Raw genomic sequence first — 15,245 nt, 5'->3', positions numbered from 1 at the left:
AAAGGAAAATTAATCATGGTATATTATCTTTAATTAAAGATATTTAAATTAAAGATAAATGACGAATGGTAAACTAGACGATTTATCCGGAGGAATGTAGAATGAACTACTTAAAAGGAATACACCACGTAACGGCTATTACAAGTAGCGCAGAAAAGAATTATGAATTTTTCACATATGTGTTAGGTATGCGTTTAGTTAAAAAAACGGTCAATCAAGATGATATTCAAACGTATCATTTGTTTTTCGCAGATGATAAAGGAAGCGCCGGAACGGACATGACTTTTTTTGATTTTCCACGCATTCCAAAAGGTTTTCACGGAACAAATGAAATTTCAAAAACATCTTTCCGCGTTCCGAATGATGAGGCTTTAGACTATTGGGTAAAGCGCTTTGATCGCTTAGAAGTGAAGCATACGGGGATTCAAGAGCTATTTGGGAAAAAGACGCTTTCGTTTGTTGATTTTGATGATCAGCAGTATCAGTTAATTTCCGATGAAGGAAATCAAGGAGTTGAATCAGGCACTCCTTGGCAAAAAGGTCCTGTACCTCTTCAATACGCTATTACGGGACTCGGTCCTATCTTTATTCGTATCGCCGAGTTTAATTACTTTAAAGAAATGATGGAAAAAGTCCTTTTATTTAAAGAGATTGCTCAAGAAGGAAATCTCCATCTATTTGAAGTAGGAGAAGGGGGAAACGGTGCGCAAGTAGTAGTCGAACACAACGAAAAACTTCCGCAGGCTCAGCAAGGTTTTGGAACGGTTCATCACGTTGCTTTTCGCGTAGAAAATCGACAGGCTCTTGAAGAATGGATTAACCGAATGCCAAGCTTCGGTTTCCATACGTCTGGTTATGTGAATCGTCACTTCTTTGAATCGTTGTATGCAAGAGTGGCTCCGCAAATTTTATTTGAATTTGCGACAGATGGACCAGGATTTATGGGAGATGAACCTTACGAAACGCTCGGAGAAAAATTATCACTTCCTCCATTTTTAGAGCCAAAACGTGCAGAAATTGAGAAGCTCGTGCGTCCGATTGATACAGTAAGAAGTACAAAAGAGTTTGTGAAAGAATAGTACACAAAAAACGCTCAAATAGCTATTTGAGTGTTTTTTGATGTTTTCTACTTTTACATATATCTGTCGCGAATGTTTACTTGAACAATGCCAATGTTCTACAAGGAAGGAGTAGGAGTGGGTTGTGCATAGCCTTCCTTATATTTTTCATCGATGTCTTTGCGAATATCTTTTATTGATTTGCCTCGGTTATAGTCGAGCATAGCTTTAGCTGCAATTTCTATACACAATCCGCATTTTGTTCCATGATCATCCCAGACAACTGCTCCATTTCTTTTGTTTTTAAAAATAAAGCAGTCATAGCTATTTTTGTGATTCGCTTCCATGCCACATCCACAGTAGCAAGGGATTTTTTCAAGTAGTTCACGATTTTTAGCAACGGATAGATAAACTAGCTTCATGTCTTTAGGCTGGTTCTTCAAAAACTGTGGTAAAACATCTGCTCCTGGAGTCTCTTCGCGAATATCAGCAACTGCAGCTTTATGATGTTCATGACCTGAATGTGCAGAAGAGTTTGTAGCAGAAGAAGTTGTTGTATTGTTTGAGCAAGCTGATAATCCAATACTTGTAGCGAGAAGCCCCAACAAAATAATTGATTTTTTCAATACAATTAACATCCTTTCATGTCAAAATAAATGATAGTTTCATCATACACGGCAGTTTATCTATGTAGATAATCAAATACCTGCTTGTTTATATCTAATTCTCTATAAGTATGCAGAGCGGTTATCGTGTATGATAGAGATGGACGAGGAAAAAACATGAAGCATGAATTTCTCATAAGGTGCGTTTTGTAAGTGATTGTACAGAAGGAGAAAGTGAACGGAGGTTAAACAGTAGTGAGTGAACAAAATCAACGTCTTTTTGAATATATTTTAGAGAATTCAGCCTCTATCAGTGAAGAATGGCTGCACCAAAGAAGTAATATTAAAGGATCGATTTACTCAAAGGACGCAGACGCATCAGTTGAGAAAAAGCTGCGCGAGCAGCATCGTTATACGATCGAAACAATTGCGAGCGGCTTTCTTGACGATCAAGAGATTTTTAAACAACGTATGATGAAATGGACGACGGAAGTAGTAAACAGCAGAATTAAATTTGATACGCCGATTTACGAAGTGGTAGAAGCGCTAAGCAAAACAAGAAAAATTATTTGGACATATGTCAAAACATATAGCCTGATACATTCATCTATTACAAAAGAAGATATACTGTCTTGGAGTGAAGTTTATCATACAACATTTGATAAACTCATTAATGAATTTTCCGAACAGTATTATAAAATCACAAGGCAAAAAATAAGTCTTCAGCAAGAGCTAATCGACGAAACGAGTTTTCCTGTTATTCCAATTGTAGACCACATCGCGGTCTTGCCTTTGGTAGGGCTTATTGATGAAATCAAAGGTGATTCCATTATCGAGGTTGTTCCAAAAAGGTGTGCAGAAAAACATATAAGGCATTTAGTCATTGACTTATCGGGTGTAAATTATGTAGATACGTATGTCGCTCACAAATTTTTTGATTTGATTAACATTTTGCAGCTGCTAGGCATCCATGCGATTATGTCAGGAGTGAGTCCTGACATGGCTCAGACGGCTGTTAATGTAGGAATCAGTTTTAATAAAATTGAAACGTTCGGACATTTAAAACAAGCGCTCTCTTCGCTTGGTGTAAAGAAAAAAGAAGAGGAATAAAGTATAGAAATGCTAGATCGAAACGGAACTGTTTGAGACCTTTACTTTCAGTTCCGTTTTTTTGTTTGTCTATATTCTGTATATGAAAATATGAAATAATATTCTGCTGCATTCAAAATTTTGTAAGCATGTCTTACAAACTCCTTTTCATATGGGGACAAATGGAAGATACTAAGGAGCAAACAAACGGCGGTTTTCTATGACAAACGTCTCGTTTAGCTCAAGAATGGAGGTGTAAAGAGAAGAATAAGAGAAGTACATAATGAGATAGTTAAAGCCTTAGATAAGTACTGATAAGCCGTGTGATTAAGGAGGAGTTCTATGAAAAAAATTTATCTTCTTTGCCTGCTTCCGTTTGTAGGAATATTAGGTTCATTGCCTTTTGTTAACAAAGTGACGCCGTTTATTTTAGGGATGCCTTTTTTTCTTTTTTGGATTGTTATGTGGGTAATCCTTACATCTTTTATTATGGGTATTGTGTACAAGCTCGATCCTGCTGTTAAAGGAGGAGATAAACAATGAATACCGCACTGATTATTATTTTCGGTTTTTTACTTTTAGTTATTTATCTTGGAATTCGAGCTACGCGGGGCAAAAAAATGGATTTAGAACAGTGGAGCGTAGGGGGCAGAGGTTTTGGAACTATTTTTGTCTTCTTTTTGATGGCGGGTGAAATCTATACTACTTTTACGTTTCTAGGTGGAAGCGCTTGGGCATATGGGAAAGGAGGGCCGGCGTTTTATATTTTAGCCTATATTTCTTTAGCGTACGTGTTAGGGTATTGGATTGGTCCGCAAATATGGCGATATGCGAAGCAGCATAAGCTTATGTCTCAGCCGGATTTTTTTGTTTCAAAATACAAAAGTCCGTTTCTTGGTATCGTTGTTTCATGTGCAGGGGTGCTGGCAATTGTTCCTTATATTATTTTACAATTCAAAGGCCTAGGTATTATTGTATCTGAAGCTTCTTATGGCTCTATCTCTTCAACTGCAGCCATTTGGATTGGAGCCATATCATTAACGGTTTACTTAATGATATCAGGCATACATGGTTCTGCTTGGACGGCTATTGTGAAAGATATTATGATTTTTATTGTTGTCTTATTTTTAGGAATATATATGCCGTTTCATTACTACGGAGGCTTACAGCCAATGTTTGAGGCTGTGCATCAAGCAAATCCAACGTTTCTTACTCTTCCCAAGACAGGTCTCAGTATTTCGTGGTTTATTTCTACAGTCATGCTGACCGTATTAGGATTTTACATGTGGCCGCATACGTTTAATGCAACGTATTCAGCTGAAAACGAGAATGTATTTAGAAAGAATTCTATTATAAGTCCTATTTATACGTTAATGCTGCTTTTTGTCTTTTTTGTAGGGTTTACTGCTCTTATGCAGGTACCTGGACTACAAGGCGCAGAAGCGGACTTGTCACTGCTTCGTCTTTCCATTCAAACATTTGACCCGTGGATTGTCGGCTTTATCGGCGCAGCTGGTTTATTAACAGCGCTTGTGCCTGGATCGATGCTCTTGATGGCAGCTTCTACGTCACTATCTAAAAACGTTTACGGCGTGCTTGTTCCCTCAGCGACGGGCAAACAAATTTCGATACTGGCTAAATGCTTCGTACCAGTCATTGCGCTTGTTTCAGTCTATTTTACAATTCATGGAGGGAATACAATTGTAATGCTTTTACTAATGGGCTACAGCATTGTGACGCAGCTGTTTCCTGCTTTTATTTTTAGTTTAATGAAAAACAATATCGTGACTAAATACGGGGCGTGTGCAGGTATTGTTGCCGGCATTGCGTCTGTGATGTATATAACGATTACTGAAACAACGCTTGGCACGTTGTTTCCTGCGTTGCCACAAATCATTAAAGATACAAATGTCGGCGTCATTTCTTTATTTATTAATTTAGTTGTATTAATGGTGGTTAGTTTAGCAACAAAAAAAATCGCCTCACAGCCGCATTTTGAAAGCGGGGCAGTAGATGGCAAACAGATTTTATGAAAATCTTTTTCCAATTGCGTTTTAAGAACATCATGAAGGGTATAAAAGTAGTGCATCACCAAAATGTTCAATATGGCTGCAAGACGTAAGCAGCCTTCTCGATAAAATGTAACGATTGCGTTGTTTTTAAACATAGGTAACGAGTGTGAAAAGCAACAAGACGTATGCCACAAGCGGTGTACGTCTTTTCTATGAAAGATATTCACCTAAAAAAGGAGATGATAACATGACATCTGAAAAAGCATTTGAGCAAAAGAAAGATCTTTTAATGAATCAAATTATTGAATCGGGTTACTTTAAAGCAGAAGACGGGAGACATTTGTACGAATTGAATTTAAGTGAACTAGAACAAACGCATCACGACCTTCAAAGCCAAAAGGTAAGAGAAGTATAATTTGAATCTTCTAGATTATTAGCAATTCAGCTGATTTCGTATATGTCTGTAAACACCAGCTGTTCAGTTTGTTCCTCCGCGATTTTTTGGTTTGAAAGCAGGCACTTTTCTTTTTCTTCCGGTGCGTTTACAACCTCGCTGTTTACAACCATATTCCTCAAACATATAACTCAACACTTAAGAAATAGGCAAATAAAAACAAAAAAAGCGCAGAAGCTGCGCTTTTTTTATTAAGTTAAAAACGAGTGGAAGCCGCTGTTTTTTTAGGTTTGCTCATTGCTTTTTTTAATACTTCAGAAAAATAGGGCTCTCCGCTAGGATTTTGCTGTCTTAGCAAGTCAATAGTTCCTTTCACGTCATCCATAGCTCTGTGAGCGTTCTCTCTCTCAATCTTATGATGGTCAAGAAGTGTTGTTAGTTTTTTGTTAGGAAAGCCGTACTCTTTCCATTTGACAGCACGCATAGAGCAGTGCCATTTTTGGTTAAATAAAGATGGATACCGTTTTAAAAGAAAACTGCGATCGAAAGAAGCATTATGAGCGATGATAGCCGAAACGCTAGTTAACAATGATTCCACTTTTTTATCGTCTAATGTTTTATTTTTGACCATCTCATTTGTAATTCCCGTTAAGTTTGTAATGTACGGGAAAATGGGAGTTGAAGGCATATTAAATTCTTCATATTCTTCTACAATGTCGATTATTTCTCCGGTAGAAGAATCATAAGAAACAACAGCAATTGCCAGTTCGATAATATCGCATGTTTGAGCACTTAATCCCGTTGTTTCAACATCTAAAACGGCTGCTAATTTCACTTGTTCAGTTGACAACTCGTCGCCCTCCCTTTCTATTTATCATTCTATTAGCTTATCATTTTTTAACAGAAAACGTTAGTAAAAAAGATGAGCAAGCATGTACACGGGTTTATTTTATACGCCCACGTGGAAAAGGAATTTACTTTTTTAAAGGAGATTACGATAGCAAAGGAGAATAGTAATATTTACTCATCTAAATTAAGTCTTCATTGAAAATAATGAAATGAAGGAAGAAGGGGATCGTTATCATGCAATTGCTGTATATGGTACTTTTTCTTGTCTTAATTTTTTGGGGAATTACATCTTTTATTCATTACAGGAATCAAACTATTAAAGTTCGTTTGAACAAACATTATACGAATGCAGTAGAATGGATTGAAGCTGTTAAACAAGAGCTGGAAAAGCAAGGGAAATCCGTGAGTTATGAAGGGGATTTCTTGTTTAAAATTGATGAAAAACCTTATGAAATCGCAGCGCGCAATATGTCTATTTGGAGCACGTCGCTCTATCATATCTTGCTGCATCGTCAAAAAGAACATTCTTAAATTTACTTGCATACAAAGGTTATCACTTCTCGTCTATCGAGAAGTGATTTTTTTATCTTTCTGTATCCATAATGGGGAATTTTTTGTTTTTATATAATAGTAATACGGAAAAGGTGGTTCTAATTCCCTAAAAAAATACGCTTCATACAGTTTTAGTTGTGGTTATCGATTTGGCATGGAATTTGCATACGCAAGAAGGGTTTATCAGACATTTTAATTGTCAGGCAAAGAAAACTAGTTACATACTATAAAACTATTTTACATTATCTACTAGAATCAAAAAATTTTAATAATATAGTAAAATGTAGTTGACCTTCCTAGTTTTAGAATATAAAATAAATCTTGCTAATAGTTTGAAAATTCTAAAATGGAGGGGTTTACTTGAAAAGCTGGAAAAAGATTTTGGGGACATCTTTTCTTGCCACAACTGTTACATTAAGCGGAGTGGGACCAGTACTTATGAATGGAAGTACTGCTTCAGCTAAAACCGCACAATCGGAGGAACTTCCGAGTTCACCAATTGATATGAATACAGTACCGGAAGAAAGATTGGCTAACGCACTGAAAAACCAAGGAGTTATTTCTCAAAGTGCAACACCGCAAGAAGTGAAGAAAGCCGTTACTTCTTACATAAACAAAAAAGATGCACATAAAGAGAGCATGAAAGGACATAAAGCTAGCAAAATTGATTTGAAAGCGAAAGAAATGCAAACAAAACAAAAAGAAAAGTTTCAACGAGGCGAATTTGCTAACATTAAGTCTCAAGGAAACAATTCGGGGAACGGGGTAAACGTTAAACCTGCAGCTCAGGCAAAATATAACGGACAAGTGAGAAAAGATAAAGTTCTTGTACTTTTAGTCGAATACGCAGACTTTAAGCACAATAATGTCGTTCAAGAACCTGGTTACATGTATGCAAAAGACTTTAACCGAAATCACTATCAGCAATTAATGTTTGGAAAGAAAGACTTTACGCTATTCAACGGAAAGAAAATTAAAACGTTTAAACAATATTATGAAGAACAGTCTGGAGGTAGTTACACAGTAGATGGAACGGTTTCTGACTGGTTAACCGTACCTGGAAACGCAAAAGAATACGGAGCAGACAATCCAGCGGGAGGAAACGATAATGCGCCTGGATCTAAAGGGCCTCGTAACCTTGTAAAAGAAGCGCTTGCTGCAGCAGCAAAAAGCGGCATTAACCTTTCAGATTATGATCAGTTCGATCAATATGATATCGATGGAGATGGCAACCGCAATGAGCCTGACGGCATAGTGGATCACTTAATGGTCATTCATGCTGGAACTGGGCAAGAAGCAGGTGGAGGTAAACTAGGAAACGATGCTATCTGGTCTCACCGCTCTACTTTGGGACAAGTATATAAAGTTCCTGGAACAAACATGGCTGCTTATGATTATACAATCGAACCAGAAGACGGAGCAGTTGGGGTTTTTGCTCATGAATTTGGCCATGATTTAGGTTTGCCGGATGAGTATGATACACAGTATACGGGTCAAGGTGAGCCGGTAGGCGTTTGGTCAATTATGAGCGGAGGGAGCTGGGCTGGTGAAGTAGCTGGAACAGAACCGACAAGTTTCTCCCCGCAAAATAAAGAGTTTTTCCAAGCAAATATGGGTGGAAACTGGGCAAATATTCAACAAATTGACAGCAAAAACATTACAAAATCGGGCTCTGTGAGCGTGGTTGATCAAAGTGTCACAAAATCTAAACGACCAGGTATTGTAAAGATTAATTTACCTAAAAAAGCTGTTCAAGGGATTAAGCCTGAGTTTGGAAGCAACTATTATTACAGTAAACGCGGAGACGATCTGCATACGACGATGACAACGCCAGAGTTTGATTTAACAACAGCCAACACAGCTAAATTCAATTACAAAGCGTTCTATGAAGTAGAGGCAGAATACGATTACTTATATGTAAATGCGATTCTTCCTGACGGTTCAAAAGTTCTGTTAGATACAATTGGTGATAAAGCGAATAATGCAGATGGTTCTGCTGAAACATCTAACGGAAAATGGGAAGATAAAAGTTATGACTTAACGCAGTTTAAAGGTAAAAAAATCAAGCTTCAATTTGAATACGTCACGGACGGCGGACTTGCTCTTCAAGGATTCGCTCTTGATAATGCTAGTTTAGTAGTAGATGGAAAAACGGTATTCACGGACGATGCTGAAGGAGCTCCAAAAGTAACGTTAGATGGATTTGAAAAGACAAACGGCATCAGCTATAAAGATAACTATTATTACCTTGAGTGGAGAAACTATGCAGGCAGTGATAAAGCACTTCAATTCGCGCGCGGTGCAAAATATAATACAGGCATGCTGCTTTGGTACGCAGATGAAAGCTATCTTGATAACTGGGTAGGACAACATCCGGGTGAAGGATTCCTTGGTGTAATTGATTCACATGCTCATAAAGTTCTTTACTTTAATGTGAATGGTATTAGCACTACAGCAAATTCAAGCCGATATCAAATTGCAGACGCGGCGTTCTCATTTGATAAATCACCTGCTTGGTCATATTCTCATAAAACGTGGGGAACGATTTCATCTAAAGAATCAAATGGTGTTACAAGCTTTAATGATAAAAAATCGTATTTAGATGAAAGAATTAAAGATGCAGGCCGCTTGCTTCCTCAAAACGGATTAAAATTAGACGTAATTGGTGAAGCAAAAGACAATTCAGCTGGTGCTGTATGGATTCATAAGTAAAATTGGACGTATTAAAAAGATCTGAAGAGCGTATTCTTCGGATCTTTTTTTGTATTATAAAATCAAAATAAACTATGAGCTAAATAATCAAATAAGTTAAGCCCGTTTAAAAAATAGAAAAAAGGGAATTTTCAACAATGAATAATTGTTATTATGTCATGAAATTCATCCATATAATCAATACTAATAGGTAAAGAAAATATTGAAAAGGAGTTCTAACTATGAGCTATCGTATCGAAAGAGATTCAATTGGAGAAATCAAAGTGGCAGAAGATAAACTATGGGGAGCGCAAACGCAAAGAAGTAAAGAAAACTTTCCAATAGGGATTGAAAAAATGCCGATTGAAGTAATACGCGCTTTTGCGGTTCTGAAGAAAAGTGCGGCTATTAGCAATCATAAACTAGGCAAACTATCAGCAGGGAAATCGGAAGCCATCGTGCAAGCTGCTAACGAAATTATTGAAGGGAAATGGAATGAACATTTTCCTTTAGTAGTATGGCAGACAGGAAGCGGAACGCAATCAAACATGAATGTAAATGAAGTGATTTCACACCGGGGAAACCAGCTAATAAACGGCGACGAAACGCTCCATCCAAATGATGATGTCAATATGTCACAAAGCTCTAACGATACTTTCCCTACAGCTCTTCATATTGCAGCTGTACTAGAAGTCGAAGATCAATTATTGCCTGCTTTAAAAACATTAAAAGAAACGTTTGCTGCGAAGCAAGAGCAGTTTAAAGATATTATTAAAATAGGAAGAACCCATTTGCAAGATGCTACACCGCTAACACTAGGACAAGAAATTAGCGGATGGCATCATATGCTCGAAAAAAATGAAGAAATGATTAAACAAAGCGTAGAGTATATGAAGGAGCTAGCTATTGGCGGTACAGCTGTTGGGACGGGGATAAATGCACATCCTGACTTCGGCGATGAAGTAGCGAAAGAAATCAGCAGCACGCTTGGAAAAACATTTATCTCAGCACCTAATAAATTTCATGCATTAACAAGTCACGATCAAGTGGTTTATGCCCATGGTGCACTCAAAGCCTTAGCAGCTGACTTAATGAAAATCGCCAATGACGTACGCTGGCTGGCAAGCGGTCCTCGGAGCGGATTAGGTGAAATCACGATTCCTGCTAACGAACCAGGAAGTTCTATTATGCCTGGAAAAGTAAATCCAACTCAAAGTGAAGCTCTAACAATGGTTTCTGCACAAGTGTTAGGGAATGACGTGACGATTGGCATTGCGGCTAGTCAAGGAAACTTTGAATTAAATGTATTTAAGCCGGTTATTATTTATAATTTTTTACAATCAGTCAGACTGCTGACAGATTCCATGCAGGCTTTTAACGATAAATGCGCAGTAGGAATTGAACCCAACAAAGAGAAAATCCAGCATAATCTAGAAAATTCTCTTATGCTTGTAACAGCGTTAAATCCGCACATAGGGTATGAAAATGCGGCTAAAATCGCCAAGCTGGCTCATCAAGAAGGAACGACATTAAAAGAAGCAGCGGTAAAAACAGGCCTTCTGACAGAAGAACAATTTGAGCAATGGGTAAATCCAGCTAATATGATTCATCCATCAAAATAAAACAAGAAGCCAAGCATTCTGAGCTGCTTGGCTTCTTGTTTTATAATAAAATAAACATTGTTCTAAATAAACATATAAAAAGAAAAAGCGGATTAAAAGAATTTTTACACTACCTTGTACTAGATTCAAGTACATACGATTAGGGTATTTACATCTTTATAAAGGAGGGATTCAAGTGACGTACGAAGTGAAGTTTTATTTTGGAAATGAAAAATCAATCAGTACATTGGTTGAATCAGAAAATGTAAAAGAGCTTGAGGAATCTATTATTCATACGCAAGGATGGTATCGTTATTATGACAAAAAACACGAAGCTTATTTAGCTATTCAAATGAGCAACGTTTTACACATCGTTATAAAAGAATATCAAGATCCGGAAAAACAGGGGTTTTAAAATATTCGTCGTATACATAAGGAAGCTAGCAAAAGAGGTGAAAACTATGCAAAGTCGACATTCAAATAATCCTATTATTCTCGATGTTTCTCATCATCAAGGAATCATTAATTGGAAAGAAATAAAAAACACCTCAGTGAAAGGGGTGTATATAAAGTTAACAGAAGGCGGAACTTTTGTAGACCCTAGATCTTATGAAAATTATATAGGTGCTAAAAATGCGGGCTTGAGAGTAGGATTTTATCATTATGCTCACTGTACAAATAGCCCGGAGAAAGAAGCTGCTTTTTTTATTGCTCAGCTTGGACAAATGAAACTAGACCTTCCGCCGTGTTTGGATCTAGAAGAAGACAAGAAAAAATCTAAAGAATTTGTTTCTCGTTTTGCCGTAAGCTGGCTCGAGCATGTTCACAAAACAACAGGTATTAAGCCTATCGTATATACTAACTATCATTTTGCTAAAACTTTTTTTACAACTGAAATAAGTAAGTATCCTTTGTGGGTAGCAAGATATAGTGCAAACAATAGACAAGGCGGTATGCAGCACCCTGGTGAGCTAAGTCAATGGCAGCGATGGGCAATGTTTCAGTATACGGATTCTGGCAGAGTAAAAGGAATTTCTACAAATGTGGATATAAATGAAATGGACTGCTCATTTTTTAAAGAAGTCACAACAAATCTCTCTATGACGAATAATACAAAAGGACCATTTGTCTATTCCAAAGGTGATAGAGGGTTAGGAGTCAAACAAATTCAGCAAAACTTACTTACGCTAGGTTTTTCTCTTCCGAAGTTTGGAGCAGACGGTTCCTATGGAGATGAATTAATCGCTGCAGTGAAAAAATTCCAGAATCAGTATGGCCTTTTTTCAGATGGAATAACAGGAGCGGACACGCTGCAGCGCCTTGTTAAAGAAGTGAATAATCTGAATAATCGGGTTTGAGAGAGTACCTGAGAGGGAAAAGTTATTGTAAGATTCAAAATGGTACAAGGAAGGAGCTATTATGAGAAAACGAAAACAAAAAGCATTGATATCAGGTATTACGCTATCAACGGTAGGAGTCGGCATTACGTCTTATCTATTAAGCGATGCTGCGAAACGCCGAAAAGTAAAAGGACTTGTTCGAAGTGCCAAAGTAAAACTTTCAAGTTTATCCAAAAAACAGCAGGTAAATGCTAGCCTAAATAAAGATGCGCATTCAGATCCTACGTACGTTTCTGAAAGCAATATGATTTCAGAAGGACCTATGTATCAAGATCAGCATAGATAATAAAAAAACTAGTCTTGCCTCGGGCGAGACTAGTTTTTTTTATCAATTTTATAAATAGCAGCGCTTATTCATGTTACACTCTCTATATAAGGGAATTATTTCACGCATATTTACAAGTAAAGGAGGAATAGAAGGAGTGATTAGTAGCGGATTATTTGTTAACTTATGTATTTTTTCGTTTTTTGTCAGCATTATGATTGCGATACGAATATTTTTGCTGCAGCGTCTAGCCCATAAATACAAATGGATGAGTGGTATTTATGCAAGTATTGTTTCTGCTATTCTTATGATATATAGCGTTACGTATCAACAGATTACATATGATTTACGTTTTCTTCCTCTTATTTTGACCGTTCTATACTTTGGTTATAGAGCCGGTGCAGTTGCAGGTATCACTATGGCTGTGTGCAGTATCTATTTAGAAAGTCATTGGTTACTGACTATCTTAATTTTAATCTTTACCTTTTTATTTTCCCTTCCTCTTATTCGATATAGAAAGCAGTTTTCTTTATTAAAACAATCTCTTCTTTGTTTTTTTATTCATTTTATCGTTCATGTCTTACTGACGAATTACTTCTGGAATACACCTATTCAGTCGCCGTTTTATAGCGAAATAGAATATTTAGTGTTCGGAATTCTCGGACTGGGAGTAGCTGTAGCGACGATAGAATTTTATCGTAAATTTTACGCTGTAGCAGAAGAAGCTGCTTATGCTGGATCAGATTCATGTAAGGATGAAGAAGATTCTTTTTTTGTCAGAATAATGAAAAAAGAACTAGAATATACGAAAGAACAGCTGGAGTCTTTTATTAATCATCACATGGATGCGGTGATCATAACTGATTTAGAAGGGCGGATCTTGCGAGTTAATGAAGCCTACGAAAAAGTATATGGCTGGAAAGCCCACGAAGTAGTTGGGAAAACATATTACGAAATAGCAGGGGCTTTTAGTGAGGACGTACATGAGAATATAAAAAAGACGGTTGCTGAAAAAGAGGCAATCAATCGAGTAGAAGTTGTAAGAGCTCGTAAAGACGGAAGTTTAGTAGATCTTCGCATCACTATTTCGCCAATTTTTAATGGGAAAGATGAGTTAATAGGTTTGTCTGGAGTATGTGTGGATATATCTGAGGCTAAAAAAGCGAGAAAAGAGCTTGACTTGCTGCATCGTAAGCTTAAGGAAAGTGAGTTGAAATATCGAACGTTATTTGAATATGCAAACGATGCAATTTATTTACTTGAAATAGGTTCTAATCATTTTCCTTCTCGTTTTATCGAAGTAAATGAAGCTGGATGTAAGCGCTTTGGATATACGAGAGAAGAGCTTTTATCCATGCCATGCCAAGATATTATACCTAGAGATTCTGACATTGTTCGAAAAACGGTTGAAGAAATTCGCCAAGGAAATCTTTCTTTCACGCTGCAATCACAGTTTACATTTAAGTCTGGAGAAGTAAAAAAACTAGAATATAGTGGGAAATTGTTCAATATAGAAAACAAAAAAGTGCTTCTTATTGTTTCAAGAGACAGGACAGAATACCTAGAAACAGAAGAGCTGTTGCAGAAATCTGAGAAATTAGCAGCGGTCGGTCAGCTTGCTACAGCTATTGCTCATGAAATTAGAAATCCTTTAACGGCCATCAAAGGGTTTATGCAGCTATTAACTGAAAAAGCGAGTAAAGAAGAGTTAACCTATATGAACATTATATCCTCTGAAATTGAGCGTATTGAAATGATTACAGATGAATTCATGTCTGTGGCAAAACCACAGGCTGTAACATTTCAGTCGATTGATTTGCAGCTGTTAATTCAACAAGTGATTTTATTGCTGCAGCCTCAAGCAACCATGAAAAACATTTTTATTGAACTTCACTCATATGGAGAATTGCCTCTTGTATATTGTGAAAGCAATCAAATGAAACAGGTGTTTATAAATATTCTTAAAAATGCGATTGAAGCAATGCCTTCCGGAGGCGAAATTAAAGTTGAGCTGAGACAAAAAGACAACAATCACCTTCATATTCAAATTATTGATGAAGGTGTAGGAATTTCAAAAGATCGCATTAAACATTTAGGTGAACCATTTTACAGTATTAAAGAAGACGGTATTGGGTTAGGGTTAATGATTTGCTTTAATATTATCCAGCAGCATAAAGGAACTCTTAGTATTGAAAGTGAAGTAAACAAAGGGACGAATGTGGAAATTTGTTTACCGTTAAAATAAAAGGTAATCAGTTAAAGGCAGAAGAAATTTTGCAACAAGTTGTTTAGTAAAGTTATAATATTCTATGTTGGAGTAAAATAAGCAAAGGAGTGGTTACGATTAAACAGAAAAAGTGGATTAACATATTTCGTATTCTGTATATTATTTTTGCTATTATTGCAATTGGAGCATCTTTTGGAGACTATTCTTTCGGGCTTAATAATCCCCGCATAGTCAGTTTAACGGCTCTCGTTTTGGCGGTTATTTGTATTGTTCCGTATTACATACTTCGCTTTAAAGAACAAGCTTCTAAAAGTAAATAAGTTAATATTTGTTATCTTAAAAGAGGCTGTGACAAAAGCAGTTTAGTTGAAGGAAAATCCGAACGATGAATCGTTCGGATTTTTTCATTGGTAGGGTGAACGTAGGTTTCATCTATTTAGTTGCTTCTAGCTATTGATTGGAGTGATTTCGTTATGTCTCAATTTCTTTTTTATCGTTATAA

General features: G+C 36.8%; 14 protein-coding genes. 12 read left to right on the top strand and 2 right to left on the bottom strand.

Translation table 11 applies throughout. The annotated features are described in order from the left end of the window. Positions 1-101: 101 nt before the first annotated feature. A complete protein-coding gene (locus ACXAE4_RS16340) occupies positions 102-1,079 on the top strand; it encodes a ring-cleaving dioxygenase (protein ID WP_289578925.1) in 978 nt (325 codons plus the stop codon). A 98-nt stretch (positions 1,080-1,177) separates the two neighbouring features. On the opposite strand, the gene ACXAE4_RS16335 is transcribed toward ACXAE4_RS16340, so the two are convergent. Continuing rightward, positions 1,178-1,684 (bottom strand): PCYCGC motif-containing (lipo)protein, encoded by a 507-nt coding sequence (locus ACXAE4_RS16335; RefSeq protein WP_028413382.1) that lies wholly within the window; start codon positions 1,682-1,684, stop codon positions 1,178-1,180. Positions 1,685-1,918: 234 nt separating this feature from the next. On the opposite strand from ACXAE4_RS16335, the gene ACXAE4_RS16330 reads away from it, so the two are divergent. From ACXAE4_RS16330 to ACXAE4_RS16315, 4 genes are all read left to right on the top strand, one after another. Then, entirely contained in the window at positions 1,919-2,773 is an 855-nt protein-coding gene (locus tag ACXAE4_RS16330) for an STAS domain-containing protein (RefSeq protein ID WP_028413381.1), read from the top strand. Between the two features lie 321 nt (positions 2,774-3,094). Next, positions 3,095-3,295 (top strand): DUF3311 domain-containing protein, encoded by a 201-nt coding sequence (locus ACXAE4_RS16325; protein ID WP_028413380.1) that lies wholly within the window; start codon positions 3,095-3,097, stop codon positions 3,293-3,295. Beyond that, positions 3,292-4,785: a sodium:solute symporter family protein gene (locus ACXAE4_RS16320; protein ID WP_289578926.1), complete on the top strand. Its 1,494-nt coding sequence runs from the start codon at positions 3,292-3,294 to the stop codon at positions 4,783-4,785. Before ACXAE4_RS16325 ends, ACXAE4_RS16320 begins: the two co-directional genes overlap by 4 nt. Before the next feature lie 226 nt (positions 4,786-5,011). Then, positions 5,012-5,179 carry a Fur-regulated basic protein FbpA gene (locus ACXAE4_RS16315; protein WP_080754423.1) on the top strand — a complete coding sequence of 56 codons (168 nt, stop codon included), beginning with the start codon at positions 5,012-5,014 and terminating at the stop codon, positions 5,177-5,179. 235 nt (positions 5,180-5,414) lie between these two features. On the opposite strand, the gene ACXAE4_RS16310 is transcribed toward ACXAE4_RS16315, so the two are convergent. After that, the gene (locus ACXAE4_RS16310; protein WP_028413378.1) at positions 5,415-6,008 is read right to left on the bottom strand and encodes an exonuclease domain-containing protein; all 594 of its coding nucleotides are present in this window, start codon (positions 6,006-6,008) and stop codon (positions 5,415-5,417) included. A gap of 233 nt (positions 6,009-6,241) precedes the next feature. Here ACXAE4_RS16310 and ACXAE4_RS16305 point away from each other — a divergent pair, with 233 nt between their 5' ends. From ACXAE4_RS16305 to ACXAE4_RS16275, 7 genes are all read left to right on the top strand, one after another. Continuing rightward, positions 6,242-6,538, top strand: a complete 297-nt coding sequence (locus ACXAE4_RS16305) for a hypothetical protein (protein WP_028413377.1) — start codon at positions 6,242-6,244, stop codon at positions 6,536-6,538. Positions 6,539-6,919: 381 nt separating this feature from the next. Then, positions 6,920-9,271, top strand: a complete 2,352-nt coding sequence (locus ACXAE4_RS16300; protein WP_108674719.1) for an immune inhibitor A domain-containing protein — start codon at positions 6,920-6,922, stop codon at positions 9,269-9,271. Between the two features lie 221 nt (positions 9,272-9,492). Continuing rightward, positions 9,493-10,872 carry a class II fumarate hydratase gene (gene fumC / locus ACXAE4_RS16295; protein WP_034266080.1) on the top strand — a complete coding sequence of 460 codons (1,380 nt, stop codon included), beginning with the start codon at positions 9,493-9,495 and terminating at the stop codon, positions 10,870-10,872. Positions 10,873-11,047: 175 nt separating this feature from the next. Continuing rightward, on the top strand, positions 11,048-11,266 hold the full coding sequence (locus ACXAE4_RS16290; RefSeq protein WP_108674720.1) for a hypothetical protein: 219 nt from the start codon (positions 11,048-11,050) through the stop codon (positions 11,264-11,266). A 46-nt stretch (positions 11,267-11,312) separates the two neighbouring features. After that, complete coding sequence (locus ACXAE4_RS16285; RefSeq protein WP_098999320.1) at positions 11,313-12,209, top strand: GH25 family lysozyme; 897 nt, start codon at positions 11,313-11,315, stop codon at positions 12,207-12,209. Between the two features lie 61 nt (positions 12,210-12,270). Continuing rightward, entirely contained in the window at positions 12,271-12,537 is a 267-nt protein-coding gene (locus tag ACXAE4_RS16280) for a hypothetical protein (protein WP_028413373.1), read from the top strand. Positions 12,538-12,673: 136 nt separating this feature from the next. After that, a complete protein-coding gene (locus ACXAE4_RS16275; protein ID WP_028413372.1) occupies positions 12,674-14,761 on the top strand; it encodes a PAS domain S-box protein in 2,088 nt (695 codons plus the stop codon). Positions 14,762-15,245 lie beyond the last annotated feature (484 nt).

It is taken from the genome of Priestia sp. ABM2_011, assembly GCF_056158845.1.
Note: the sequence above shows the minus strand (reverse complement) of the source record. Positions and strands in the feature narration are given on the sequence as shown.

Excerpts from the sequence above, each read along its gene's own strand:
- ACXAE4_RS16340 (WP_289578925.1), top strand. The coding sequence starts at position 102 with ATGAACTACTTAAAAGGAATACACCACGTAACGGCTATTACAAGTAGC.
- ACXAE4_RS16325 (WP_028413380.1), top strand. The coding sequence starts at position 3,095 with ATGAAAAAAATTTATCTTCTTTGCCTGCTTCCGTTTGTAGGAATATTA.
- ACXAE4_RS16320 (WP_289578926.1), top strand. The coding sequence starts at position 3,292 with ATGAATACCGCACTGATTATTATTTTCGGTTTTTTACTTTTAGTTATT.
- ACXAE4_RS16315 (WP_080754423.1), top strand. The coding sequence starts at position 5,012 with ATGACATCTGAAAAAGCATTTGAGCAAAAGAAAGATCTTTTAATGAAT.
- ACXAE4_RS16305 (WP_028413377.1), top strand. The coding sequence starts at position 6,242 with ATGCAATTGCTGTATATGGTACTTTTTCTTGTCTTAATTTTTTGGGGA.
- fumC (WP_034266080.1), top strand. The coding sequence starts at position 9,493 with ATGAGCTATCGTATCGAAAGAGATTCAATTGGAGAAATCAAAGTGGCA.
- ACXAE4_RS16285 (WP_098999320.1), top strand. The coding sequence starts at position 11,313 with ATGCAAAGTCGACATTCAAATAATCCTATTATTCTCGATGTTTCTCAT.
- ACXAE4_RS16280 (WP_028413373.1), top strand. The coding sequence starts at position 12,271 with ATGAGAAAACGAAAACAAAAAGCATTGATATCAGGTATTACGCTATCA.